16 protein-coding genes and 1 pseudogene are annotated in these 24,207 nt (G+C 71.4%); 12 read left to right on the forward strand and 5 right to left on the reverse strand.

Annotated features, from left to right (window positions below; translation table 11 throughout):
• On the forward strand, positions 1 to 3,719 hold a 3,719-nt coding region (locus tag E1286_RS18635; protein ID WP_132614189.1), incomplete at its 5' end, for an endo-alpha-N-acetylgalactosaminidase family protein.
• A gap of 75 nt (positions 3,720 to 3,794) precedes the next feature.
• On the opposite strand, the gene E1286_RS18640 is transcribed toward E1286_RS18635, so the two are convergent.
• Together E1286_RS18640 and E1286_RS18645 are read right to left on the reverse strand one after the other, a co-directional pair.
• The gene (locus E1286_RS18640) at positions 3,795 to 4,202 is read right to left on the reverse strand and encodes a hypothetical protein (protein WP_132614191.1); all 408 of its coding nucleotides are present in this window, start codon (positions 4,200 to 4,202) and stop codon (positions 3,795 to 3,797) included.
• Entirely contained in the window at positions 4,199 to 4,387 is a 189-nt protein-coding gene (locus E1286_RS18645) for a TetR family transcriptional regulator (RefSeq protein ID WP_132614193.1), read from the reverse strand. Before E1286_RS18645 ends, E1286_RS18640 begins: the two co-directional genes overlap by 4 nt.
• Positions 4,388 to 4,582: 195 nt before the next feature.
• Here E1286_RS18645 and E1286_RS18650 point away from each other — a divergent pair, with 195 nt between their 5' ends.
• From E1286_RS18650 to E1286_RS18670, 5 genes are all read left to right on the forward strand, one after another.
• A complete protein-coding gene (locus tag E1286_RS18650) occupies positions 4,583 to 5,059 on the forward strand; it encodes a MauE/DoxX family redox-associated membrane protein (protein ID WP_132614195.1) in 477 nt (158 codons plus the stop codon).
• Entirely contained in the window at positions 5,056 to 5,823 is a 768-nt protein-coding gene (locus tag E1286_RS18655; RefSeq protein ID WP_132614197.1) for a DsbA family protein, read from the forward strand. Before E1286_RS18650 ends, E1286_RS18655 begins: the two co-directional genes overlap by 4 nt.
• Before the next feature lie 110 nt (positions 5,824 to 5,933).
• Positions 5,934 to 6,932 carry a prolipoprotein diacylglyceryl transferase gene (gene lgt, locus E1286_RS18660; RefSeq protein ID WP_246074970.1) on the forward strand — a complete coding sequence of 333 codons (999 nt, stop codon included), beginning with the start codon at positions 5,934 to 5,936 and terminating at the stop codon, positions 6,930 to 6,932.
• On the forward strand, positions 6,932 to 7,636 hold the full coding sequence (locus E1286_RS18665; RefSeq protein ID WP_132614201.1) for a VIT1/CCC1 transporter family protein: 705 nt from the start codon (positions 6,932 to 6,934) through the stop codon (positions 7,634 to 7,636). Before lgt ends, E1286_RS18665 begins: the two co-directional genes overlap by 1 nt.
• Before the next feature lie 1,700 nt (positions 7,637 to 9,336).
• Positions 9,337 to 10,338, forward strand: a complete 1,002-nt coding sequence (locus E1286_RS18670; RefSeq protein ID WP_132614203.1) for a hypothetical protein — start codon at positions 9,337 to 9,339, stop codon at positions 10,336 to 10,338.
• On the opposite strand, the gene E1286_RS18675 is transcribed toward E1286_RS18670, so the two are convergent.
• On the reverse strand, positions 10,299 to 10,655 hold the full coding sequence (locus tag E1286_RS18675; protein ID WP_132614205.1) for a hypothetical protein: 357 nt from the start codon (positions 10,653 to 10,655) through the stop codon (positions 10,299 to 10,301). The two genes, E1286_RS18670 and E1286_RS18675, sit on opposite strands and share 40 nt — an antisense overlap.
• A gap of 31 nt (positions 10,656 to 10,686) precedes the next feature.
• Between E1286_RS18675 and E1286_RS18680 the strand changes: the two genes are divergently transcribed.
• Positions 10,687 to 11,277, forward strand: coding sequence for a hypothetical protein (locus E1286_RS18680; protein ID WP_132614207.1), 591 nt, complete (start codon positions 10,687 to 10,689; stop codon positions 11,275 to 11,277).
• A gap of 163 nt (positions 11,278 to 11,440) precedes the next feature.
• Here the strand turns inward: E1286_RS18680 and E1286_RS18685 are convergent.
• Positions 11,441 to 12,166 (reverse strand): annotated as a pseudogene (locus E1286_RS18685) (DUF899 family protein).
• Between the two features lie 403 nt (positions 12,167 to 12,569).
• Positions 12,570 to 14,117 carry a bis-aminopropyl spermidine synthase family protein gene (locus E1286_RS18690; protein ID WP_132614209.1) on the reverse strand — a complete coding sequence of 516 codons (1,548 nt, stop codon included), beginning with the start codon at positions 14,115 to 14,117 and terminating at the stop codon, positions 12,570 to 12,572.
• 282 nt (positions 14,118 to 14,399) lie between these two features.
• On the opposite strand from E1286_RS18690, the gene gltB reads away from it, so the two are divergent.
• The 5 genes from gltB (at position 14,400) to pyk (ending at position 24,088) form a co-directional block, all read left to right on the forward strand.
• Positions 14,400 to 18,905, forward strand: a complete 4,506-nt coding sequence (gltB, locus tag E1286_RS18695) for a glutamate synthase large subunit (protein WP_187368186.1) — start codon at positions 14,400 to 14,402, stop codon at positions 18,903 to 18,905.
• 75 nt (positions 18,906 to 18,980) lie between these two features.
• On the forward strand, positions 18,981 to 20,459 hold the full coding sequence (locus E1286_RS18700; RefSeq protein ID WP_132614211.1) for a glutamate synthase subunit beta: 1,479 nt from the start codon (positions 18,981 to 18,983) through the stop codon (positions 20,457 to 20,459).
• 163 nt (positions 20,460 to 20,622) lie between these two features.
• Positions 20,623 to 22,278 (forward strand): S8 family peptidase, encoded by a 1,656-nt coding sequence (locus tag E1286_RS18705; protein ID WP_132614213.1) that lies wholly within the window; start codon positions 20,623 to 20,625, stop codon positions 22,276 to 22,278.
• Entirely contained in the window at positions 22,275 to 22,622 is a 348-nt protein-coding gene (locus E1286_RS18710; protein WP_132614215.1) for a DUF2784 domain-containing protein, read from the forward strand. Before E1286_RS18705 ends, E1286_RS18710 begins: the two co-directional genes overlap by 4 nt.
• Before the next feature lie 35 nt (positions 22,623 to 22,657).
• Positions 22,658 to 24,088 (forward strand): pyruvate kinase, encoded by a 1,431-nt coding sequence (pyk, locus tag E1286_RS18715; RefSeq protein ID WP_132614217.1) that lies wholly within the window; start codon positions 22,658 to 22,660, stop codon positions 24,086 to 24,088.
• Positions 24,089 to 24,207: the final 119 nt, after the last annotated feature.

Consider the following 24,207-nt stretch of genomic DNA (forward strand, 5'->3'; position numbering starts at 1 on the left):
CCACCGGCCCGCCGCCACCCGTCCCCACGGCGCAGAACGTGCCGCCGACGCCCGCGACCGTGGCCGAGCCGATCACCATCGCCTCAGGTGCGCTCAGCGTGGAGCTGGACCCGGCGTTCCCGCGCGTCCTGCGCTACACCGACCGTGCGAGCGGCGCGACGCTGGACGGCGGCCGGGCCGTTCCCGCCGTCGTGCTGAACGGACAGGCCCGCACCGCGGATGTGACCCTGACCGGCAGGGACGTCGGGTCCGCCCGCTACCGGCTGACCTTCGACGACCTGCCCGGCGTCGCCCTGGGGGCGAGCATCGGGGTGAAGGGCAGGGTGACGACGTTCGCGATCGACCGGGTGACCGACACCGAGGTGTTCCGCGTGCACACGATCGACCTGCCGGGGCACGCCCTGGTGTCCGTGTCGAGCGCCCAGCCGGGCGCGGCGACCGCGTTCACCCGCCTGGATCCCGACTCGACCCGCACCGCCGACGTCTTCGCCGAGGTCACGGGAGACACCGAGCCGGACCCGGCGCCGGTCGGGGCGACGTACGCGATCGTCAGCACCGACCGGCTGGCCGCCGCCGTCGAGTCGAACTCCTCCTACGATCGCCCGTCCGGCGTGACCGACCGCGACGCCGCCCGGTTCTGGCATCAGGCCAGGCGGGAACCGGACGGCACGGTACGCGTGGGCGTCTGGAGCGGCCAGTGGACCCACCGCGCGACCGGCTCGCCGTTCACCGAGGAACGGCCCTGGGCGAAGGTCGTGGTCACTCCCGACGCCAACGGGGACGGCGGAGCCGACTGGCAGGACGGCGCCGTCGCGTTCCGGAGCATCGGGATCACGGCGCCCGGCGCGGAGCGGACCAAGGACCGCGTGGTCACGCACATCCCGTTCAACTTCTCCAGCCAGGCCACGCACCCGTTCCTGCGCACGCTGGACGACGTCAAGCGCGTCGCGCTGGCCACCGACGGGCTGGGGCAGCTCGCGCTGCTCAAGGGCTACCAGTCGGAGGGCCACGACTCGGCCCACCCCGACTACGGTGGCAACCACAACCGCCGCGCCGGCGGCCTGGCGGACCTCAACACGCTGCTGAGAGCCGGAAAGAAGTGGAACGCCGCGTTCGGCGCGCACGTCAACGCGACCGAGGCCTACCCGGAGGCGAAGAGCTTCAGCGAGGAGCTGGTGAACGAGGACGCCGAGGGCTGGGACTGGCTGGACCAGGCGTATCTGATCGACCAGCGCGGTGACCTCACCCGCGGCAGCCTCGCCGAGAGATTCCGGCGGCTGCGCGAGGAGACGGACCGCAACCTCGCGGTGCTGTACGTGGACGTGTTCCGCCCGCACGGCTGGGTCGCCGACCGGACGCTGGCCGAGCTGCGCGCGCAGGGCTGGCAGATCACCACCGAGTGGTCGGACAAGCTGGAACGCGCGTCGCTGTGGTCGCACTGGGCCAACGACCTCGACTACGGCGGGGTCACCAACAAGGGGCTGAACTCCCAGATCATCCGGTTCATCCGCAACCACGAGAAGGACGTCTGGAACGCCCACCCGATCCTCGGCAACACCCGCATCGTGGAGTTCGAGGGCTGGACGGCGGAGAACGACTTCACGGCCTTCCTGCGCAACGTCTGGGAGAACAACCTGCCGGTCAAGTTCCTGCAGCAGCAGAAGATCATCGACTGGAACGCCGACGAGATCGTGTTCACCGGCGGTGTGCGGGCGACGTACCGCGACGGCGTGCGCCAGGTGTTCGCGGACGGGCGCAAGGTGCTCGACGGCGGCGCGTACCTGCTGCCGTGGGACGGCAGGTTCTACCACTACAACGCGGCGGGCGGCGCGACCACCTGGCAGGCCGACCGGGCGATGACCGTGTACGAGCTGACCGACCAGGGCCGCGTCCGGGTGGGCAGGGTCACCCCGTCCGGCGGCCGTGTCACGCTGCGGGCCGAGGCCGGGGTGGCGTACGTGCTCCATCCCGGCGCGGCGCCCCGGCAGGCGGATCCGCGCTGGGGCGAGGGCGGTGGTCTGCGCGACCCGGGTTTCAACGGCGACGGCCTGCCCGGCTGGGCCACCGGCGGCCCGGTCCGCGTCGAGCGCAACGCCCTCGGCCACCGGGTGGCGCTGCTCGGCGGCGGCGCCGAGACGCGGCTGGAGCAGCGTGTGAACGGCCTGCGCGAGGGCCGCACGTACACCGCCTCGGCCTTCGTCGAGGTGGAGCCGGGGCGGACACGCGCGACCACGCTGCAGGCCGGCGGGGAGTCGGTGACGGTCCTGCGCTCGACGGTCAGGAACCACATCGCCTCCGACGAGAAGCACGACACGTTCTTCCAGCGCGTCAAGGTGACGTTCGTCGCGCCGGGACCGTCGGTCACGCTGCGGATCACGGCCGCCGGCGCCGAGGGCGACGTGCGGGTGGACGACGTGCGCGTGTTCGAGCGGGAGCCGGAGAGCGCGGTGGAGACGTTCGAGTCGGACGAGCCCGGGTGGGGGCCGTTCGTGAAGGGGGACGCGGGCGGGTCGTTCGACGCGCGCACGCACCTGTCGGAGCGGCACGAGCCGTACACGCAGGCCGGGTGGCACGGCAAGACGGTGGACGACGTGCTGAACGGCGACTGGTCGCTGAAGGCCCACGAGGAGCGCCAGGGGCTGATCTACCGGACGCTGCCGTGGACCGCGCGGTTCGAGCCGGGCCGCGCGTACGAGGTGTCCTTCAGCTACCAGAACGCGCTGCCCGGCACCTACCAGTGGGTCACCGGTTACGACAAGGGCGGGTCGAGCGTCGAGACGCGCCGCACGCCGATGCCCGAGCAGCGCACCACGGCCAGGTTCACCGAGCGGGTCGTCGCCGGCTGCGGCGACGTCTGGGTCGGGCTGCGCTCGCTCCGGCCGGAGTCGGACGGGGCCGACTTCGTGCTCGACGACTTCGCCGTCACCGATCTCGGGCCCACACCGGAGTCGCAGGCGTGCGGGACGCTGGAGCTCCGGCCCGCCACGGCCTTCGAGCAGGGCGCGGCCAACGAGGTGACGACCACGTTCACCAACCTCGAGGACGTGGCCGCCGACGTGCGGGTGACGCTGGAGGCGCCCGAGGGCTGGGCGGCCGCCGGCGCCGGCGCCGGCGCCGTGGAGCCCGGCGGGACGCTCACCACGACCTGGCGGGTCACCCCGCCCGCCGACGCCGCCTACGCGACGTACGTGCTGCGGGCGACGGCGTCCTACACCGCCGGCGGGACGGCCAGGTCGCTGACCGTCACCGCCGAGGCGCGCACACTGCCGCCCCCGCCCGCCGCCGACGCGTACGCGAGCGACCTGGAGTGGGTCGGCGCCGCCAACGGCTGGGGGCCGGTGGAGCGCGACCGGTCCAACGGCGACACCGGCCCGGCCGACGGCGGGCCGATCGTCATCGGCGGGCGGACGTTCGCCAAGGGCCTCGGCACGCACGCGCCCGCGAACGTGCGGTTCTACCTGGGCGGCAGGTGCACGGCGTTCACCGCGTTCGTCGGCGTCGACGACGCGCAGGCCGCGCGGGGGTCGGTGCGGTTCGGCGTGCTGGCCGACGGGGTGGAGCGGGCGGGCAGTCCGGTGCTGCGGGCCGCCGACCCCGCTTACGAGCTGGCCGCCGACGTGACCGGCGCCCGGTACGTGGAGCTCGTGTCCGGGGACGCCGGGGACGGCATCGGCAACGACCACGCCGACTGGGGGGAGGCGCGCTTCAGTTGCGGCTGAGCCCGGCGTGGCGGTGGTACGGGCCCGCCGGGCCCGGCCCGGCCAGCGGGAATTCGAGCAGGAAGAGGGGGGTGCTCATGGACGCGTGGCGCGGGCGAAGAGCGCGGCCGGCTCGTCGGCGTACTCGTCGAGGTCGGCGTCTGCCTCCAGCAGGAACGGCAGCCCGTCCAGCGCCCGCTGGAGCGCCGTCACCATCACCCGGCGGTTGAACGTCCCGAACTCGCCGCTCTCCTGACCCCGGGCGAGCAACCGTTCGAGATGGGACAGCGTGGACGTGCTCGTGGCAGCCTCGCTCAGCGCCGCACCGCCCTCCGGCCGGAAATTGACGGAGATCTCCGTGGCCGCGCTCATCTCGGCGCGATGGTCCCGCACGTACTCCACCAGTGAGCGGATGTACGCGTCCAGCGCGCCGGCGGCCGTCGCCCTGGCGCTGACCCGCCGTCCCTTGAACTCCGCCAGGTCGCCGTGGATCGTGGCGATCACCCGTCCTTATGATCGAAGTGGTACGAGATCAGCCGTGTGCTGCTCAGATTGGCGCGCTCGGCGATCCGGGCGAAGGACGCCTGGTGGTAACCGAGCTCGGCGATCGTGGCGATGGTCGCGCCGACGATCTGCGCCCGCCGGGCGGAGTTCGTAACGGATGCATCCTTCTTTACTTGTATGAGCAACTTTTACCTTGGGCGGGTAAAACCGACAATCTTCCAGATGGCAAGGTGAAAGCTGGCTTAGCTGATGCTTATCTGCGGCGTGATCGGATGGATTCCCGGGTACTGTGCGCTTCCCGGCGCAGAGGCAGAGGAGAGACATTCGTGACCGCGTCATCGTTCCCATTGTCACCTAAAGCGACAATGACGATACCCTGGGTGACGACCGTCGCCCGGTTCGTCGTGGGCGGGGTGCTGATCGCGGCAGGCGGGCTCAAGATCGGCAACCCGGCCGACTCTGTCGTGGCGGTCAAGGCTTACCAGTTGCTGCCCGAGTCGGTCGCCGTCCCGGTGGGCTACGCCCTGCCGATCCTGGAGATCGTGGTCGGCTTGCTGCTGGTCGTCGGTCTGCTGACCAGGGTGGCCGGTGTCATCGCCGGGCTGCTCATGTTCGCGTTCGTCTTCGGCATCGCCTGGGCGTGGGCGAACGGCCTGCGGATCGACTGCGGCTGCTTCGGCGGTGGCGGCCAGCTCGGGGCCGGACAGGAGCCTACCTACCTGCTCGACATCGTGCGCGACTTCGGTCTGGTGCTGCTCGCCGCCTGGGCGGTGCGATTCCCGCCGGGCCGTTTCGCGCTCGACGGAGCCCTCGGCATCGAGGGCGGCAGGAGTGATGACGAGGAGGACGAACGATGACCACCAAGGGCGGACGGACGAACACCATGCCGAAGTCGGCGCGCGACAAGATCAAGGAACAGCAGGCCGCCGCCCGCGCCCGCGAACGGCGCAAGCGGCTGGCGACGTACGTGACCACCGGTGTGGTGGCGGTCGCCGCGGTCGGTGCCGGCTGGTGGTACGCCGCCATGAACTCCCGCTCGGAGGAGGCCGCCTCCCAGCTCGCGCCGGTCTCCATCCAGCCCGACGGCAGCGTCGTGATGGCCAAGGCCGGCGTCACCGCGCCCGTGGTCGACATCTACGAGGACTTCCAGTGCCCCGCCTGCAAGGAGCTGGAGCGGGTCAGCGGCGCGACGTTCAAGAACCTCGCTCTCGAGGGCAAGGTCAAGGTCGTCTACCACCCGATCACGATCTTCTCGCAGGAGCCGACCCGGTCCAACTCCATGCGCGCGGCCAACGCCGCCCGGTGCGTCGCCGACGGCAAGCAGTGGATGGCCTTCCACGACCTCCTCTTCCGCAACCAGCCTTCGGAGACCGAGCCCGGGTTCACGCCCGATCAGCTCAAGCAGTGGGGCAAGGAGGCCGGCGTGACCTCGCCCGGCTTCGACGCCTGCGTCACCCAGGAGAAGAACCGCGAGGCACAGGCCGCGTACAGCAAGAAGGTCCTGGACGAGCAGAAGATCCAGCACACGCCGACAGTGAAACTGAACGGCACGGAAATAGACAATGGGGTGCTCTTCAGCCCGCGGCAGCTGCGCGATGAGATTACCGGGGCGGCCAAGTAGGCTCGCTTCCGCTACCCTCACGTGACATGCCCCTTGCCTCGATTCCCAGCCCTTCCCAGGGGGTCTGGTATCTCGGAATCATCCCGATCCGGGCTTATGCACTCTGCATCGTGCTCGGCGTCGTCGTCGCCGTCTGGCTGAGCGAGCGGCGCTGGCGCGCCCGCGGCGGCCGGCCGGGGACGATCATCGACATCGCGGTCCCCGCGGTCATCTTCGGCCTGATCGGCGGCCGGCTCTACCACGTCATCACCGACTGGCAGACCTACTTCGGCAGCCGCGCGATCAAGGAGCCGATCCAGGCGCTGTTCATCTGGGAAGGCGGTCTCGGCATCTGGGGCGCGATCGCTCTCGGCGCCGTCGGCGTGTGGCTGGCCGCGCGCAAGCGCGGCCTGTCCATGAGCGCGATCGCCGACACCGTCGCGCCCGGCATCGCCTTCGCGCAGGCCATCGGCCGCTGGGGCAACTGGTTCAACCAGGAGCTGTACGGCTCGCCCACGACGCTGCCGTGGGGCCTGGAGATCGACGTCGACCACGGGGGCGAGCCCGGCGTCCTCTACCACCCCACGTTCCTGTACGAGTCGCTGTGGAACCTCGCGCTCGGCTTCGCGCTGATCTTCGTCGGGCGCCGCCTCGCGCTGCGCCACGGGCGGCTGTTCGCCCTCTACGTCGCCGGCTACACGCTCGGCCGCTTCTGGATCGAGGGGCTGCGCATCGACCCCGTGGGCGGGGTCGACCACGCGGTCCACTTCCTCGGGCTGCGGCTCAACCAGTGGACGGCGATCGTGCTCTTCGTCGGCGCGCTCGTGTACTTCTGGGCGACCAGGAACAAGACGGGCGACGAGGTCGTGTTGGGGCCGTCCGACCTGTCTGACACGCCGGGCGCGGAGGTCGATCCGGAGCACGCGTCCGGCCAGGCCGACCCCGGCACGGGCGAGTCCTCGGCCGCCCCGCCCGGCGGTTCCGATGATGGTCCTTCCGGACGTGATCCGTCCGAGGGCGGATCGCCGGAGGGCGGCGAGCCGCGGGCCGAGGGCTCCGGCGACGACGCCGCAGGGGCGGGTGACGCGCCCGACGCCACCGAACCCGCGACGAAGGAGAAGAGCTCCTGATGAGTGGCCGCGCGGAGGCCCACCACCGCCACCGCGACGTCACAGGGGGCTGGTTGCGGCCCTCGGTGTTCGGCGCGATGGACGGCCTGGTGTCGAACTTCGCGCTCATCGCAGGCGTCGCGGGCGGCACCGGCAACACCAAGATCATCGCCCTCGGCGGTGTCGCCGGGCTGGCCGCCGGGGCTCTGTCCATGGCGGGCGGCGAATACGTCTCGGTCGCCAGCCAGCGCGAGCTGGCCCAGGCGGAGATCGCCGTCGAACGCCGCGAGCTGGCCCGCCACCCCGAAGACGAGCTGGCCGAGCTCGCCCAGACGTTCGTCGACAAGGGCGTGACGCCCGATCTGGCCGTCGAGGTGGCGCGGCAGATCTCACGCGACCCCGAGCACGCGCTGGAGGTCCACTCCCGGGCCGAGCTCGGTGTGGCTCCGGGCGATCTGCCGTCGCCCGTGGTGGCGGCAATCTCGTCGTTCCTGTCGTTCGCGGTGGGGGCGCTGCTGCCCCTGCTGCCGTACATGTTCGGGGCTGAGCACCTCGGGTGGTCGGCGGGTGTGTCGTGCGTGGCGCTGTTCGCGGCGGGCGCGCTGGTCTCGGCCGTGACGGCACGCAGCTGGTGGTACACCGGGCTGCGTCAGCTCCTGGTGGGGGCGGTGGCGGCCGGCGTCACGTTCGGCGTCGGCAACCTGATCGGGGCGACGGGGCTGTGATGGCCCGCAGAAGAGGCACGCCGTCTCCCGGCGGCCGACCGAACGACGACCGCTCGACAGGCTCGGCCGACGACACGGGCCGTAACGCCCGCTCCGCGGGACCCGCGGACGGCGTGCGCCGTAGCGGCGGCCGTTCGGCGAGCGCCGCGGAAGGCACGGGCCGCGGTGGTGGCCACGTTCCGGGCAACGGCTCCTGGCCTCATCCGGGTGACTCCGCCGTCTGGCAGGCGGGCGCCGACGCCCCGCACCACATGCCGTCCGACGGCCGGTGGGCGGGTGACGCCGCGCAGCACACGGCGTCCGACGGCTGGTGGGCGGGTGCTGACGCCGGTCAGGCGGGCCCCACAGGCCACGGTCGGTTGGGTCCGGGAGCCGATGGCGGCCGGCCTGTCACCGGCCGCCACGACGCCCGAGGCACCGACTGCTGGCCGGCGGCTGGTGACCCCCGTTCCACTCAGGGTGCCGAGGGTGGTTGGTTCGCAGGCGGCGAAGGCCGCTCCGCGAGCGGTGCCCAGGGTGGCTGGTCTGCGGCGGGTGACGTCCGGTCCGCTCAAGGCGCTGACAGCGGCTGGTTCGCGGGCGACGACGGTGGCGCGGGCAGAGGCGCTGGAGGTGGCTGGCCTGCGCCGCCCGGCGATGGCGGCCGGCCGATGACGGGTGGCGGCTCCACAGGTGAGCCGGGTCGGCCGGAGATCGGGAACGAGCGCCCGGCACCCGGTGACGGGCGGCGCGGCCGGTCAGCCGGTGGACGCGCCGCCCGACGGGCGGGGCGTACGCGCGACGGGCGATCTGCCGATCGCGCGGCCGGCGACTGGCAGGGGACCGGACAGAGCGACGGCACGTCACCGGTCGCGGGGCCAGGCGAAGACTTCTTCGCCACGAACACCGGCCGCGACCCCCGCACGGCAAGCGGAGGTTGGGACGCGGCGTACCCCGAACACGGTGGCCGGGACGCGCGCAGTCCGCGGGATGGCGGCCGGTCGGGTACGGGTTCTGGAAGCGGCAGTTGGGAAGCGGCGCGGCCCGAGAGCGGCGGCCGGCAGGCGGCGCGCTCCGGAAGTGGTAGTCGGGAGGCGGCGCGGCCGGAAAGTGGCGCTTGGGAGGCGGCGCCGCCGGAGAGTGGCGCTTGGGAGGCGGCGCCGCCGGAGAGTGGCGCTTGGGAGGCGGCGCCGCCGGAGAGTGGCGCTTGGGAGGCGGCGCGGCCGGAGAGTGGTGGCTGGGAAGCCACGGGTCCGGATGGCGGGCAACCTGGCGTGGCGGAACGCGGGCGCAGTGCTGCGGCGGCTTCCGGCGACGGCAGCCGGCAGGCGGCTCGCGCAGACAGCGGTTCCGGGTGGCAAGACGGCGCTGACGGTGGTCGTCGGCGGCGGAGCCGCTCGGACGGCGGGCGTCGGAGAAGTCGCGGCGACCGGGCGGCTGGGCACACCGACGGGTTCGAGGAGCTTCCTCGCGTCGACGATCCGGCCCAGGCCGACAGGCTCGCGAGGCCGTCTCGTTCCGCTGGGGCCGGGTGGGCCGAGGAGACCTCCCACCTCAGCGGTGTCATCGGCGACGAACGGATCGACCGGGCATCCCGTTCCGGTGATGTAGCCGGGGGCTCGCAGATCGAGGGCGTGTCCCGTGCTGGTGGCCGTCGTGCGGTCCGGCGAGGTGAGGAAGTCGCCCGTTCCGGTGGTCCTGAGGGCCGGCGGGGTGAGGGGATGTCCCGTGGCGGTGGTTCTGCTCGGGGTGAGCGGGATCAGGAGTCGCAGTGGGAGTGGGCTTCTGAGGACGCCGGTGGTGAGGAGAACGGTTCTGCTGGGTTCGAGGGATTTCCTCGGGTCGGCGGACGCGCCCGGGCGGAGGCTGCGTCGCGCGACCTGGCGGCGCAGGCCGCCGAAGCCGGCGGGCGGTCGGGCGGTGCGGCCCGGCAGCGGCGGCGGCCTCCGCGCTCGGACTGGCAGTTCCCGGTGCTCACCGGTATGGGGCTGCGGCCGGAACAACAGCGGCTGATCGTCGTCATCGCCACGGTCGTCGTCGTGCTCGCGGGTGCCGGAGGTCTGGTGGCGGCCATCCAGTCGCTCGGCGACCACTCGCCCGAACGTCAGGCCGGCGCCGCCGTGATCGTCCCGGACGCGGCGCTGCCGCAGGTGTTCCACGGCTGGGGCTCGCCCAAGCTGTTCGCGCCTCTGGCCGAGCGTGCCGAGGACGCCAAGGCGCTCACCGAGAAGGAGGTGTTCGGGGAGAGCGAGTTGCCCGTCACCAAGAAGCTCAAGCTCAAGCTCGTCGCCAAACAGCTCGACGCCGACTGCGCCGCCGTGCTGTGGGGTGACAGCCTCCTCGAACAGGTGTCGGACGGCGGCTGCACCCAGGCCGCCCGAGGACTGTATGCCAGCTCCGACGGCCGGTACGTGGGGCAGTACACGCTACTCAACCTCAAGGACGGCGAGTCGGCCGCGGGATTGGTCGACTCTTTGAAGACGCTTTACCGTGGCGGCTGGACGCACCCCCTTGAGTCCTCCAAGGCGGCCTTCCCCGCGGGAGGCTACTCCGAGGCCGGGGGTTACGCGCTGGGTCACTACGTCGGTCTGGTGTGGATCGGCAGGGTCGACGGCGCGGAGCCCGACACCGAGGACGACTTCGTCTCCCTCACCCTGGCCTTGCGCGGAGCGGAGAAGGCCATCTACCGCCGTGTCGTCGCCGTCACGGGGCCGTCCTCCTGATGCCGTTCGAAGTGGTCGTGGGCGGGGGAGAGCGCGCCCCGGTGCGGTGCCGCGCCGGCGAAGCGGCCCACCGCGTCGCCCTGAGCGCTGCTCGTCCGCGTGGCGCCGCGTCGTGCGGTCACGGCGCCGTTCGGCGTGGTCATGGGCGTCGTCCACACGGTGACGGTGCCGTGCGGGGTGGTCGTGGTGACGGCCGTCGTGGTGACGGTGGCGTCCGATGCGGTGGTGGGGCCTTCTGGGGTCGCCATGGTGAGGGTTCGTGCGGCCGGGGGTTGTTCGGCGTGGTCGTAGGTGTGGGAGCGGTGGTCTGATGCCATGCAACGTCGTCGGTTCGGGGGAGACTGGCTGATGTCCCGACGTGTCGTCATTCCTGTCGTGGTGGCCGCTGGTGTGGTGGCTGTCGCCGTGGCCGGGTGGTTGTGGCTGCGTGGGGAGGAGCCGCGGCCGGCCATGTTCCACGCTGAGCCGACCTCCGCCTTCTACGCGGCCATCGACTCCCGGCAGGCCGACGCCGCGCCGCTGACCCTCGACGAGGTCTTCACTCCGGCCACCCGCACTCTGGGCGCACTGACTCTGGACGCCACGGCGCAGTTCGGCGACTGTGCCGAGGTCCTGTGGGGTGTCTCGGCCGAGGGATGCACACAGGCACTCCAGGCCACGTACCGGGGCGGGGGGATGGCGGGGCAGTTCGTCATCTTCAACCTCGGTGACGGACGGGCGGCGGACGCGCTGGTGACGGGGCTGCGCAAGGACGGGTTCGTACGGCAGGGCATCGCGTTCGACGCCGCCGGCAGCAGCGCCCAGGTCCGCGCCATGGGCCACTTCGTGACGGTGAGCTGGGTGGGCGGGAAGGCGAGCGCGGACGACTTGGTGGGGGCCCTCGTCGCCCTCGACGGCCTCGGTCGCGTGGTCCAGAACCGCGTCGTCGCGGCCACCTGAACCGGCCAACCCGTAGCGCCCGTCGGGGAGCGCCGATCCCTGACCCGTCGCCCCCGCGACCGCTGAGGTGTTGGGCTGGGCCGCTGATCTTCGAGAGAGCGTCTGTGTACTCGGCCAGCGGGGTGAGGCGGTTGCCGAGCTGCCCGGTGGGCGGTGGTCCAGCTCATGGCTTCGTGGGTTGGCTGGGAGGGTCCCGTGTGGCGTTCCCGCCCGCGTCCGAGCGCCAGGACCAGCACGGGCCGCTCCCCTCGGGCCGGCGCTCGGGCTTGTCCTCCCACGCCTCGCCGCGGCCGTAGGGCGTCATGTCGAGCAGGCTCAAGGAACCGTTGACCGGCTCGTTGCCGCGGCCCGTCGTCGAGTAGGTGAGGAACACGCGGTCGCCGTCGCGCAGGAAGCAGGTGATGTGACCCATGCTGCCGCCGACCGGCGGGTCCACGTCGCGCACCGAGTACCAGGGCTGGGTGTAGCCCATGAACTCGACGTAGGAGGCCACCTCGTCCTACCTGCCCGTGGTCAGGATCGCGAACGAGACGCCGCGGGCGTTGAGGTGGGCGGCGTCCTTCAGGTGCCAGGCCGTGGTGGTGCAGCCCTTGCACTGCCCCTGGTGCGGCGCGTCGTCGTACCACATGTGCTGGTGGACCACGAGTTCGTCGCGGCCATGGAACAGGTGCGGGAACGGGACCGGGCCGTCGGCGCCGACGACCTCCACCGTCCCGTCGAGCTCCACCATCGGCAGCCGGCGGCGGGCCGCCGCGATGGCGCCGCCCTCGCGGGTGTGGGCCTTCTCGCGGACCAGGAGCTCGTCACGGGCGGTCCGCCAGGTGACCAGGTCGACGATGGGCGGGCGGCCGGGCAGCGCGGTGTTCGGGTCACTCGGCGTGGTCGTCATGGTGTCCTCGGTGGTGTCTCGTGCCGCGCAGCGTCGTACGACGCGCTACGACGGTCACCAGGACAGACCCGAGACCCGGCCGGAACTCATCGTGGCAGGGGCCTCGGTGGGGACCGCCGACCTCTGAGGCGTAGCCGCGAGATGGCGCGCATTGGTCAGGCGGCCGACCGTGTCGGCCGGTGGGGACGGCGGTGCCTGTGTCGGTAGGGCGGACAGGCGGTGGAGGGCGGCCTCGCGGGCAGGGTGTCGGGTCACTCGGCTGTCCGACGATCAGGGTGTGCACCCGTTCCTTGATAAGAGGACGTGGGTGGCCAGAAGCGACGCTGGGGGCGTGGTCGTCCTGGTGCGGTGGCGATCTGTGAGGCCTGGGCGGCCAAGACGGTCGCCGTCCACGGCGCCGCCGCTAGAGGGTGGTGGTGAGGGCGGTGACCGTGGTGGTTACGGCGGCTGGTAGAGCCGTCAGGTGGTGGAGGGGGGTTTCGAGCGGTGTCAGGTCGTCGGACCAGGGGGCTGCCTGGCGGATCAGGGTGCGGGCGTCGTTCTTCGTGAGGGCCGTGCCTTGGGAGCGGGCGACGGCGATCAGGGCTTCGCGCCAGGTGTTGGCCAGTTTGGCGTGGCCGTTGTCGAGGATGCGGCGCAGGACCGAGGCGGCCTCGTCGGTGGGTTGCGGGAGGCGTACGGCGTCGAGGATGCCGTCGCCGGGGCGCAGGTCGTACACGGTGGAGAGGGGTTGCGGGAGCGGCGGGAGCGCGCCGGAGAGCAGGACGCGGACCTGGGGGGCGCGGGTCGCGAGGAGCAGGCGGGGGAGTGCGGACTCCAGGCCCGGTGGCACGGCTACGGCGACGCGCTCCGGCGCGGCGGCGTATGGCTTGGCGAGCCATGTCGGGAGTTTGACCCGCGGTGGTGTGAGGTCCTTGGGCCAGTCGCCTACCAGTAGGTCCGGCGCGAAGCCTTCCAGGGCCGTCGCCGAGGTCGTGGACGCGCCGGCGGCGCTTTCGACGGACTGAGGGCCCTGGGTGTAGATGGCGGTGGACAGGCGGCTCAGGCGTGACTGGACGGCGGGGCGGGTCTTGGAAGTCGGGCGCAGGATGTACAGGTCGGCCGCCGACCCGATGGCTTCCGCCCCGAAATATCGGTTGAAGTCGGGATAAACGGCTTCGTAGACCAGGTTGAGCTGTGACAGCTCCTGCTGCACCTTCAGGGCCAGCATCGGCGTGCGCTCGCTGGCGCCGTACGCCAGCAGCACCCGCCCGTCGTCCTTCAGCCCCTCCAGGGCGCGCGCCACGAACAGGCCCGTGCCCTCCGGCGTGTACGGCGGGTCGGTGACGGCGAGGTCGTGCTCGCGCGCGGACGGCGGCAGCCCCAGCCGCAGGTCGGCCCAGCGGGTGCGGACGCCCAGCCCCTGCTCGTCGATGTAGGCCAGGATGCGCTCGTCGACGTCGACCACCGTGACGTCGGCCTCGGGATGGACGAGCTTGACGGCCAGCGAGGTCAGGTCGTGGTCGCCCACGCACAGCAGCCGTGCGCCCGGCAGCCAGAACCGGGCGCCGAGCAGCAGCGCCCGCCGCAGCACGGTCTCGGGCGTGGCGGAGACGTGGTCGAGCACATGGCGGGCCCGCGGCGCCTTCGCGATCAGGTCGGTGAGCCGGTCGAGCACGTGGCCGTAGTGGGGCACGAGGTGGGCCACCGGGTCTTCCGGCGGCGGCGCAACGGCCAGGAGGTCCTGGTAGTCGGGCGCGTCGACGAGCGGCATGCGGAACCGGTCGCCGTCGTGCTCCAGGGGGAGCTCCCGGACGAGCGACTCGACGGTGCGCCGGGACGTGGCGCTCTGTCGGACCACGTCGGCCAGCGTCCACCACTGGCCGTCGCTCAGCAGCGCCAGCGCGTGCCGCAACCGCCTGCTGTCGGCCCCGGCCTCCGCGAGCAGCCGCTCGACCCCCTCACGCTCCATGGTGGCACCCTATCGACCTCTCGTCCGGCTCGTCCGCCCAGGCGGAACCGGCTCGTTCGCCCAGGCGGAAATCGTCGCGCGGATCGGGAATTCCGCCCGCCTGGTCCGGGGTTTGGGATAAGGAGTTCGCATGCTGGGATGGTGGCCAATGTTCGCAATGCGGACGCTGTGGGCACCATTCCGGCAGGGTGCGGTAATCTCTACCCACGATATGCAGCAGGGCCAACGTCGTCCCCGCCTGTACAGCAGTTCATGACAGACGATGACGACGGGAGGGATTCAATGCCTGCTGCCCACCTCGGTTTCCCCGAGCCTCAGGGCCTGTACCACCCCGCCAACGAGCACGACGCCTGTGGTGTCGCCATGGTGGCCGACGTCGCGGGGCGGCGTGACCACGGGATCGTGGTGAAGGCGCTGACGGCGCTGTGCAATCTCGACCACCGAGGGGCCAAGGGTAGCGAGCCGGACACCGGCGACGGCGCCGGCATCCTGACGCAGATCCCCGAGGCGTTCTACCGCGCGGTCGTGCCCTTCGAGCTGCCGGCCGCCGGTGCGTACGCCACCGGCATCGCCTTCCTGCCCGTGGACGACGAGGCCAGGGGCGCCGCGGTCCGCCTGATCGAGGAGATCGCGGCCGAGGAGGGCCTGACCGTGCTCGGCTGGCGCGACGTGCCGGTCGACCGTACGCTGCCGGGGCCGAGCGCCCGGGCCGTCATGCCGCATTTCGCCCAGCTCTTCGTGTCCGACCCCGCCGGGCGTACGGGACTCGACCTCGACCGCCTCGCCTTCTGCCTGCGCAAGCGCGCCGAGCACGAGGCCCGGGTCTACTTCCCGTCGCTGTCGGCCAGGACGGTCGTCTACAAGGGCATGCTCACCCCCGAGCAGGTCGAGCCGTTCTTCCCCGACCTGAGCGACGAGCGCTACGAGAGCGCGATCGCGCTGGTGCACTCGCGTTTCTCCACCAACACGTTCCCGAGCTGGCCGCTGGCGCACCCGTACCGCTACATCGCACACAACGGTGAGATCAACACCGTCAAGGGCAACCGCAACTGGATGCGGGCCCGCGAGGCGATGCTGCAGTCCGCCCACATCCCGGGCGATATTTCACGACTTTTCCCCATCTGTGACCCAGAGGGAAGCGACACCGCCAGCTTCGACGAGGCCCTCGAACTCCTCCACATGGGCGGCCGCAGCCTGCCGCACGCCGTGCTGATGATGATCCCCGAGGCGTGGGAGAACCACACCGAGATGGACGCCTCGCGGCGCGCGTTCTACGAGTTCCACTCCACGATGATGGAGGCCTGGGACGGCCCCGCCTCGATCACGTTCACCGACGGCACCCTCGCCGGCGCCGTCCTCGACCGCAACGGCCTGCGCCCCGGCCGCTTCTGGGTGACCGCCGACGGCCTCGTCGTGCTCGCCTCCGAGGCCGGCGTGCTCGACATCAAGCCCGAGGACGTCGTCCGCAAGGGCCGCCTGCAGCCCGGCCGGATGTTCCTCATCGACACCGCCCGCGGCAAGATCATCGAGGACGACGAGATCAAGGCGGAGCTGGCCGCCGAGCTGCCGTACGCCGACTGGCTGCACGCCGGCCTGGTGCGCTTCGAGGAGCTGCCCGCCCGCCAGCGCGAGATCCCCACGCACGAGGCGCTCGTCAAGCGGCAGCAGACCTTCGGCTACACCGAGGAAGAGCTGCGCATCATCCTGTCGCCGATGGCGAAGGCCGGCGCCGAGCCGATCGGCTCCATGGGCACCGACACGCCCGTCGCCGTGCTGAGCGAGAAGCCGCGGCTGCTGTACGACTACTTCACCCAGCTGTTCGCGCAGGTCACCAACCCGCCGCTGGACGCCATCCGCGAGGAGCTGGTCACCTCCCTGGCCAGCACCCTCGGGCCCGAGGGCAACCTGCTGGAGCCGGGGCCGTCGTCGTGCCGGCAGCTGGTGATGCCGTACCCGGTGATCGACAACGAAGAGCTCGCCAAGATCATCCACATCAACGACGAGCACGACCTGCCGGGCTTCCACCCGTACGTCATCAGCGGCCTGTACGAGGTCGCGGGCGGCGGCGAGGCGCTGCTGCACCGGCTGGAGGAGATCCGGGCCGAGGCGTCGCAGGCGATCGCGAACGGCGCGCGCATCATCGTGCTGTCCGACCGCGGCTCGTCCGAGTCGATGGCGCCGATCCCGGCGCTGCTGCTCACCGGCGCGGTGCACCACCACCTGATCCAGGAGAAGACCCGCACCAAGATCGGTCTGGTCATCGAGACCGGCGAGGCCCGCGAGTGCCACCACATGGCCCTGCTCATCGGGTACGGCGCCGGCGCGATCAACCCGTACCTCGCCATCGAGACGATCGAGGACCTCGCCGACGCCGGCGCGCTGCCGATCGACAAGCGCAAGGCCGTGCGCAACCTGATCAAGGCGTACGGCAAGGGCGTCATCAAGGTCATGTCCAAGATGGGCGTGTCGACGGTGGCCTCCTACACCGGCGCGCAGATCTTCGAGGCGCTCGGCCTGAGCCAGGAGGTCATCGACTCCTGCTTCACCGGCACCACCTCGCGCCTGGGCGGCGTCGGCTTCGACGTGCTGGCCGAGGAGGTCGCGCAGCGTCACCGCCACGCCTACCCGCGGGTGGAGAACCCGCACCGCAGGCTCCAGGTCGGGGGCGAGTACCAGTGGCGGCGCGAGGGCGAGCCGCACCTGTTCAACCCCGAGACCGTCTTCAAGCTGCAGCACGCCACCAGGACGCGGCGCTACGAGATCTTCAAGGAGTACACGAACCTCGTCGACTCCCAGGCGGAGCAGCTGATGACGCTGCGCGGCCTGTTCAAGCTGCGCAAGGGCAAGTCGATCCCCATCGAGGAGGTCGAGCCCGTCGAGAGCATCGTCAAGCGGTTCTCGACCGGCGCGATGTCGTACGGCTCGATCTCGGTCGAGGCGCACGAGACGCTCGCCATCGCGATGAACCGCCTCGGCGGCAAGTCCAACACCGGCGAGGGCGGCGAGGACCCCGAGCGCCTGTACGACCCCGAGCGCCGCAGCGCCATCAAGCAGGTGGCCTCGGGCCGGTTCGGCGTCACCTCCGAATACCTCGTCAACGCGGCCGACGTGCAGATCAAGATGGCCCAGGGCGCCAAGCCCGGTGAGGGCGGCCAGCTGCCCGGCCACAAGGTCTACCCGTGGATCGCCAAGACCCGGCACTCCACGCCCGGCGTCGGCCTCATCTCGCCGCCGCCGCACCACGACATCTACTCGATCGAGGACCTCGCCCAGCTGATCCACGACCTGAAGAACTCCAACCCGGAGGCCAGGGTTCACGTGAAGCTGGTGGCCGAGGTCGGGGTCGGCACGGTCGCCGCGGGCGTGTCGAAGGCGCACGCCGACGTGGTGCTCATCTCCGGCCACGACGGCGGCACCGGCGCCTCGCCGCTCACGTCGCTCAAGCACGCGGGCGCGCCGTGGGAGCTCGGCCTGGCCGAGACCCAGCAGACGCTTCTGCTGAACGGCCTGCGCGACCGCATCGTCGTCCAGGTGGACGGCCAGCTCAAGACCGGCCGCGACGTCGTCATCGCGGCGCTCCTCGGCGCCGAGGAGTACGGCTTCGCCACCGCGCCGCTGGTCGTCTCCGGCTGCGTGATGATGCGGGTCTGCCACCTCGACACCTGCCCGGTGGGCGTGGCCACGCAGAACCCCGAGCTGCGCAAGCGCTTCTCCGGCAAGCCCGAGTTCGTGGTCAACTTCTTCGAGTTCGTCGCCCAGGAGATCCGCGAATACCTGGCCGAGCTGGGCTTCCGCTCGCTCGACGAGGCGATCGGCCACGTCGAGATGCTCGACATGTCGGCGGCCGAGAACCACTGGAAGGCCGGCGGCCTCGACCTGTCGCCGATCCTGCACCGGCCCGAGCTGCCCGAGGGCACCGCGCTGCGCCGGATCGTCGGCCAGGACCACGGGCTGGAGCACGCGCTCGACAACACGCTCATCCAGCTCGCCGAGGGCGCGCTCAAGGACGGCACCCCGGTCACGCTGGAGCTGCCCATCCGCAACGTCAACCGCACGGTCGGCACCATGCTCGGCTACCAGGTGACCAAGCGGTACGGCGGCCAGGGCCTGCCCGACAACACCATCGACACCTCGTTCACCGGGTCGGCGGGCAACTCGTTCGGCGCGTTCGTGCCGCGCGGCGTCACGCTGAGGCTGACCGGCGACGCCAACGACTACCTCGGCAAGGGCCTGTCGGGCGGCCGCATCACCGTGCGCCCGCACGAGTCGGCCCCGCTCGACGGGCAGATCATCGCCGGCAACGTGGCCCTGTACGGCGCCACGTCCGGAGAGGTGTTCATCCGCGGCGTCGTGGGCGAGCGGTTCTGCGTGCGCAACTCCGGCGCCACGGCGGTCGTCGAGGGCGTGGGCGACCACGGCTGCGAGTACATGACCGGCGGCAAGGTCGTGGTGCTGGGCTCGACCGGGCGCAACTTCGCGGCCGGCATGTCGGGCGGCGTCGCGTACCTGCTGGACCTGAGGACCGAGCGGGTCAACCGCGAGATGGTGGCCATCGAGGCGATCACCGAGCAGGACGCCGAGTTCCTCAAGGAGACGGTCGAGAAGCACTTCGCGGAGACCGGCTCGCCGGTCGCCAAGCAGCTGCTGGCCGACTGGGACGCGGCGCCGGCCAGGTTCGGCAAGGTCATGCCGACCGACTACAAGAGGGTGCTGGCGGCCGCCGAGGCCGCCCGCATCGAAGGCAGGGACATCGACGAGGCGGTCATGGCCGCCGCGGTGCAGTCATGACCCGCCGTAACGAGCCTGGCCATGATGCCCGGCTGTGCTTGTCAACCACTGTTCAGGGCTAAGGGAGGCGTACCGATGGCTGACCCCAAGGGTTTTCTCACGCACGACCGGGAGCTGCCGGCGCGCCGCCCCGTGGACGTGCGCATCAGCGACTGGCGTGAGGTCTATCAGGACTTCTCGCAGGAGAAGCTGACCAAGCAGGCGGCCCGCTGCATGGACTGCGGCATCCCGTTCTGCCACAACGGCTGCCCGCTGGGCAACCTCATCCCCGAGTGGAACGACCTCGTCTACCGCACCGACTGGCGCGAGGCGATCGAGCGGCTGCACGCCACGAACAACTTCCCGGAGTTCACCGGCAGGCTCTGCCCGGCTCCGTGCGAGGCGGCGTGCGTGCTCGGCATCAACTCCGACCCGGTGGCGATCAAGCGGGTCGAGGTCGAGATCATCGATCGGGCGTTCTCCGAGGGCTGGGTGACCCCGCAGCCGGCGCCCGTCAGGACCGGCAGGAGGGTCGCGGTCGTCGGCTCGGGGCCCGCGGGCCTGGCCGCCGCCCAGCAGCTGACCAGGGCCGGGCACGACGTGGTGGTGTTCGAGCGCGCCGACCGCATCGGCGGCCTGCTGCGTTACGGCATCCCCGAGTTCAAGATGGAGAAGCGCCACATCGACCGGCGCCTGGCGCAGATGCGGGCCGAGGGCACCGAGTTCCGCACCGGCGTCAACGTCGGTGTCGACGTCACGGCCGCCCAGCTGCGCGAGCAGTTCGACGCCGTGGTGCTCGCGGGCGGCGCCACCCAGTGGCGCGACCTGCCGGTGCCCGGGCGCGAGCTCAAGGGCGTCCACCAGGCGATGGAATACCTGCCGCTGTCCAACAAGGTCCAGGAGGGCGACTTCGACCGGTCGCCGATCTCGGCCGAGGGCAAGCACGTGGTGGTCATCGGCGGCGGTGACACCGGCGCCGACTGCATCGGCACGGCGATCCGGCAGGGCGCCGCGTCGGTCACCCAGCTGGAGATCATGCCGACGCCGCCTCAGACGCGGCCCGACAACCAGCCGTGGCCGACGTACCCGATGTTGTTCAAGGTGGAGAGCGCCCACGAGGAGCTGGCCGAGCAGGGTGGCGAGCGCCTGTACGCCGTCTCCACCACGGAGTTCGTCGGCGACGCCGACGGCAACGTGCGGGCGCTGCGGCTGGTCGGCGTCGAGGGGCCGCAGGCCGGGTTCAAGCCGATCCCCGGCACCGAGCGGGAGATCCCGGCCGAGCTGGTCACGCTGTCCATGGGCTTCGTCGGGCCGGAGAAGGGCTCGCTGCTGCAGGACCTGGCCGAGGCCGCCGGCGACGGCTTCTACGATGCCAGGGGCAACGTGGCGCGCGACAAGACGTACATGTCGAAGGTGGACGGCGTGTTCGTGGCCGGTGACATGGGCCGCGGGCAGTCGCTCATCGTGTGGGCCATCGCCGAGGGGCGCGCCGCCGCCTCGGGTGTGGACCGGTTCCTGACCGGGGACACGGCACTGCCGTACCCGATCCTGCCGACCGCGCGCCCGCTGGTCTGATCCCGCGTGCAGGCGGGCCCGGGATCCCGGCCCGCCTGCACGCCCGCTTCGCCCCCCATCGACCGAAATTTCGGTACTAGGTTGCATCACTCGATGACTGTCGGGAAGATGCAGATTCTGCGGCATATCGGATGGGGGAACTATGCGGCGGGTCGTCTCTGGCTTGTCTGCGCTGGCCGCCGTGGTCGCGCTGAGCTCCTGCTCGCCCGGGACGGCCCAGCGACCGCAGAAACCCGCCACCGAGCAGGCCGGCACCCCCTCCGCCCAGCAGACCAGGAGCGCGGGCAAGAGTGACTACCTCGTCTTCTACGCCCCGGGCAAACGCAACGAGGCCGAGGCCGCCGTCGAGCGGGCCGGCGGCACCGAGCTGTCGGCGGACACCCGCCTCGGCTACCTCATGGCCAGGGCCGGCGGCGACCGCTTCACCGTGGACGCCGGCGCGGACCCGTCCATCGTGGGCGTCTCCCCGGACCGGCGCATCGGCGTCGCCGCGGGCCGCACCGCGGGGAGGGCGGCCTTCCCCGACGCGGGCTCGTTCACCGAGGAGAGGGGCGAGCCGCTCGCCGGCCGCCAGTGGGACATGCGGATGATCGGCGCCGACCGCGCCAACGCCAAGGCCCCCGGCACCAAGAAGGTGCTGGTCGGCGTCATCGACACCGGCGTCGACGGCAAGCACCCGGACATCGCCCCCAACTTCAACCGCACGCTGAGCCGAAACTTCGTCACCGACCGGCCCAAGGACGACAAGGGCGAGACGCTCGACGGCCCCTGCGAGGTCAGCGGCTGCAAGGACCCCGTGGACGCCGACGACGACGGCCACGGCACCCACGTGGCCAGCACGATCGCCTCTCCCATCAACGGCATCGGCATCGCGGGCGTCGCCCCCGGCGTGCAGATCGTCAACATCCGGGCCGGCCAGGACTCCGGGTTCTTCTTCCTCAAGCCCAGCCTCGACGCCCTCGCGTACGCCGCCGACATCGGCGTGGACGTCGTCAACATGAGCTACTTCGTCGACCCGTGGCTGTTCAACTGCCCGGACAACTCCGCCGACAACAGGAAGCAGCAGCTGGAGCAGCGCGCCATCATCACCGGCATCCAGCGCGCCGTCGACTACGCCCGGGCGCGCGGCGTCACGATCGTCTCCGCCCTCGGCAACGGCTCCACCGACCTCGGCCGGCCCACGGTCGACCGGCAGAGCCCCGGCTACCCGAAGGGCGACGAGAAGGTGCGCCGGGTCGACAACTCCTGCCTCAGCGTCCCCGCCGAGTCGCGCGGCGTCATCTCGGTCTCCTCCGTCGGCCCGTCCGGCCGCAAGGCGATCTACAGCGACTACGGCCTGGAGCAGACCGACGTGGCCGCGCCCGGCGGCGACGTGCTGGACGGCCAGGGCGGCGCCAACGCCGCCCGTGGCATCCTGGCCGCCGCGCCCGAGCGCGTGCTGCGCAAGGCGGCCCGTATCGACGCCGACGGCGAGCCCAAGGGCACCGACGTCGTCAAGAGCTGCAAGGGCAGCACCTGCGCCTACTTCCAGTACCTCGAAGGCACCTCGATGGCCGCGCCGCACGCCACCGGCGTCGCCGCCATCCTCATCAGCCGCTTCGGCAAGCCCGGCAGGGGCGGCGTGGAGCTCGCCCCGGCCACGGTGGAGGACCTGCTCTACAAGACGGCGACCCGCAAGTCCTGCCCGTCGCCGCGCCAGTACGTCTACAACGCCTACGGCCAGAGCGTCACGCACGCCTGCGAGGGCGACACGGCGGACAACGGTTTCTACGGCCACGGCATCGTGGACGCCTGGAAGGCCGCTACTGTCGAACCATGATGTATCGCCTCGTCGCGGACATCGCGATGGTGGTGCACTTCGCTTTCCTGGCGTACTTGGCCGTGGGCGGGTTCCTGGCATGGCGGTGGCGGCGTACGATCGGGTTACATCTCGCCGTAGCGGCCTGGGGGGTGCTGTCGGTCTCCGGTGTCGACTGTCCCCTGACCCACGTCGAGGACTGGGGGCGGCGCAACGCCGGCCAGGCGGGGCTGCCGCCCAGCGGATTCATCGACCACTACATCGAGGGCGTGATCTACCCGGAGGAGCACACGAACTTGGCACGTCTGGGAGTCGCCGTTCTCGTTCTGTTCTCCTACGCCGGGTACGTTCTCCGGCGTCAGTGACTGCCAAGTGGTCTGTACCAATTAAGGTAGGACTCGTGACTCGTCGCGCGAAAATCGTCTGCACTCTAGGCCCCGCCACATCGTCCGAAGAACGCCTCCGCGAATTGATCGCCGCGGGCATGGACGTGGCACGGTTCAACCTCAGTCATGGAACCCATGACCTGCACAGAGAGGTCTTCGACCGGGTCAGGGAGGTGGCGGCCGACCTCGGCCGCGGCGTAGGCGTGCTCGCCGACCTGCAGGGCCCCAAGATCCGCGTCGGCACGTTCGGGGAGGGCCCGGTCAGGCTCGGCTTCGGCGACGTCTTCACCATCACCACCGAAGACGTGCCGGGCGACCGCGAGCAGGTCTCCACCACCTACAAGGGGCTGCCGAACGACGTCCGCCCCGGTGACACGATCCTCGTCGACGACGGCCGCCTCGTGCTCGAGGCCACCCGCGTCGAGGGGGAGCGGATCATCACCCGGGTCGTCATCGGCGGCATGATCTCCGACAACAAGGGCCTCAACCTGCCGGGCGTCAATGTCAGCGCCCCGGCCCTGACCGACAAGGACGAGGCCGACCTGCGCTGGGCGCTGCGCACCGGCTTCGACATGATCGCTCTGTCGTTCGTGCGCCGCCCGTCCGACGCCGACGTGGTGCGCAACATCATGGAGCAGGAGGCCGTCCGGCTGCCGCTGATCGCCAAGATCGAGAAGCCGCAGGCCGTCGACCGGCTCCCCGAGATCGTCGACGCCTTCGACGGCGTCATGGTGGCCCGCGGCGACCTCGGCGTCGAGCTGCCGCTCGAAGAGGTGCCGATCGTCCAGCGGCGCATCATCGAGCTGTGCCGCGAGAAGGCCCACCCGGTCATCGTCGCCACCCAGATGCTCGACTCGATGATGAACTCCCCGCGCCCCACCCGCGCCGAGACCTCCGACGTGGCCTACGCGGTCATGGACGGCGCCGACGCGGTGATGCTCTCGGGCGAGACCTCGGTCGGCAACTACCCGATCGAGGCCGTCTCCACGATGGACCGCATCGCGTGCGCCGCGGAGAAACACTCCCTGAGCGCCACCCACACGCTGGAGCGCATGCCGGAGACCACCGGCGGCGCCATCGCGCGTGCCGCGGCCGAGGTGGGGGCGATCGTCGGGGCGAAGGCGCTGGTGGCGTTCACGATGTCCGGTGAGACCGCGCGGCGGCTGGCCCGCTACCGCTCGCCGATCCCGCTGCTGGCCTTCACCTCCTCGCCCCACGTGCGCGGGCAGCTCTCGCTGACCTGGGGGGTGGAGACCTTCCAGGTGCCGTTCGTCCACCACACCGACGACATGGTGCGGCAGGTGGAGGCGTCGCTGCTGTCGCTGGGGCGGCTGGAGAAGGGCGACAAGGTGGTCATCGTGGCCGGCTCGCCTCCCGGCACGCCCGGCTCGACCAACGCCCTGCGCGTCCACACGATCGGCTCCGCCGTCTCACACGCGCATTAGATTTTCTCTTCACGCTCCGTCGTGGCCGGCCACCCGCCGCACTCCGGCTGAGGACCTTCCAGGGAAACGGCCGCTGACCCTTCACCGGCGGGCCGCCGCGACGCGAGCGCCCTGGGGGC

Origin of the sequence: Nonomuraea terrae (assembly GCF_004348995.1) — a bacterium.
In the GTDB taxonomy this organism is placed as follows: Bacteria; Actinomycetota; Actinomycetes; order Streptosporangiales; family Streptosporangiaceae; genus Nonomuraea; species Nonomuraea terrae.

What these genes read in the sequence shown, in the direction of transcription:
- E1286_RS18655 (WP_132614197.1), top strand. Translation starts at nt 5,056, where the DNA reads ATGACCACCAAGGGCGGACGGACGAACACCATGCCGAAGTCGGCGCGC.
- E1286_RS18665 (WP_132614201.1), top strand. Translation starts at nt 6,932, where the DNA reads ATGAGTGGCCGCGCGGAGGCCCACCACCGCCACCGCGACGTCACAGGG.
- E1286_RS18670 (WP_132614203.1), top strand. Translation starts at nt 9,337, where the DNA reads ATGTCCCGTGGCGGTGGTTCTGCTCGGGGTGAGCGGGATCAGGAGTCG.
- E1286_RS18675 (WP_132614205.1), bottom strand. Translation starts at nt 10,655, where the DNA reads ATGGCATCAGACCACCGCTCCCACACCTACGACCACGCCGAACAACCC.
- E1286_RS18680 (WP_132614207.1), top strand. Translation starts at nt 10,687, where the DNA reads ATGTCCCGACGTGTCGTCATTCCTGTCGTGGTGGCCGCTGGTGTGGTG.
- E1286_RS18690 (WP_132614209.1), bottom strand. Translation starts at nt 14,117, where the DNA reads ATGGAGCGTGAGGGGGTCGAGCGGCTGCTCGCGGAGGCCGGGGCCGAC.
- gltB (WP_187368186.1), top strand. Translation starts at nt 14,400, where the DNA reads ATGCCTGCTGCCCACCTCGGTTTCCCCGAGCCTCAGGGCCTGTACCAC.
- E1286_RS18700 (WP_132614211.1), top strand. Translation starts at nt 18,981, where the DNA reads ATGGCTGACCCCAAGGGTTTTCTCACGCACGACCGGGAGCTGCCGGCG.
- E1286_RS18710 (WP_132614215.1), top strand. Translation starts at nt 22,275, where the DNA reads ATGATGTATCGCCTCGTCGCGGACATCGCGATGGTGGTGCACTTCGCT.